This is a genomic window from Neisseria sp. HMSC31F04, assembly GCF_001807735.1.
GTDB lineage: Bacteria > Pseudomonadota > Gammaproteobacteria > Burkholderiales > Neisseriaceae > Neisseria > Neisseria elongata.
Genome location: NZ_KV790804.1, coordinates 1 through 1,552 on the forward strand (window position 1 = coordinate 1; position 1,552 = coordinate 1,552).

Below are 1,552 nucleotides of genomic sequence, written 5' to 3' on the forward strand. Positions count from 1 at the left end.
CCTTGTCCTGATTTAAATTTAATCCACTATACAAATTCGAAGATGACGGCTATACGCATACCCTGAAGTATTTTTATCTTTAAATTCAAATAATAAAAATGAAACTTATGTAATCTTAGGCAACAGTCCGAACGATAGACTGGGAAATCCCCCTATCCGGCGGTAAAGTCATTTGATAAGTTTTACATCTTTTCAGCCAATGTCGGATTAGGCAAAAACAAAATATCCATGCTATTGATAAAAAGGCCGTCTGAAACGCAATTCTCGGTTTCAGGCGGTTTTTTATAGTGGATTAAATTTAAATCAGGACAAGGCGACGAAGCTGCAGACAGTACAAATAGTACGGCAAGGCGAGCCAACGCTGTACTGGTTTAAATTTAATTCACTATAATAAGTAGGCTTGATAATGTTTGGGGATAATCATGTAGCTGTCGGAAAACATAAAAAGCCGACTTTTAAGGCAAAATTTTGAATTTGACAGATAGTGTGCGTTTTAAATCACTCCAGCAACAGACTCATAATCCGCAGTTTCGGCAGCAGAACGAACAACCCTGAAAAGCAAATGACTTCATAGCAAAATTTGCGCAGCATCAATATTTTCTGTTTTTTTCGGTACAAAGCATGACTTATACCGATATTTGTCATTGCAACAGCGTAAAAATTGATACGATATATGATAAAATTTGACAGTTGTTTTATAAAACAGCACCTTAACCATAAATTTAAGAAGGATAGAACATGAACAAATTACTGATTGCCGCAATGGTGATGGCCGCTTTGACAGCCTGTTCCCAAGAGGCTAAGCAAGAAACCAAAGAAGCTGCCCAAGCTATTGCATCCGATGTTAAAAATAATACGGCTTCTGCCGTTGATGCCGCCGCATCCTCCGTTCAAGAAGCTGAAAGCAAAGTAGCGGATACTGCCGAAAAAGCTGCATCTGAAGTCAAAGAGGCCGTTGCCCCTGAAGCCAAACCGGCAGAAAAAACTGAAGCTCCTGCTGCCAAAGTAGACGGCAAAGCTGTTTACGAAGCCACCTGTAAAGCATGTCATAGCGGCACCATCCCGGGCACTCCGGGCGTAGGTAAAAAAGACGAGTGGGAACCACGTATCAAACAAGGTCAAGAAACCCTGCACAAACACGCGATTGAAGGCTTCAAAGGTATGCCTGCCAAAGGTGGTAACGAAGGTTTAAGCGACGACGAAGTCAAAGCGGCAGTTGACTTTATGGCTAACGAGTCCGGCGCCAAATTCTAAATCGTCTAAATAATAAAAACGCACCTTGCAGTAAGGTGCGTTTTTTATGTTAAAACTACTCTTGGTAACAAAGAAGTAACTTATCTGTAGGAAGCATGTGCAGTATAAGCGCGATTTGGCGGAATTTTATTTAACCGCCTAATGCAATTGCTGATGCAAATCCAATGCAATCATAGCCAAAAACAAACAGAAAACGAACTAATCGGAACGAATCGTAAAGATAAATCAACAGAGCAATAATGGATACAATTCATTGAATTTTAAAAACAAAAAATAAACCCTTACTATTTTTAGTAAG

1 protein-coding gene is annotated in these 1,552 nt (G+C 39.8%); it reads left to right on the top strand.

Annotation, left to right across the window (positions count from 1 at the left end):
* Positions 1–738: 738 nt before the first annotated feature.
* On the top strand, positions 739–1,254 hold the full coding sequence (locus tag HMPREF3107_RS06255) for a c-type cytochrome (protein ID WP_070454317.1): 516 nt from the start codon (positions 739–741) through the stop codon (positions 1,252–1,254).
* Positions 1,255–1,552: the final 298 nt, after the last annotated feature.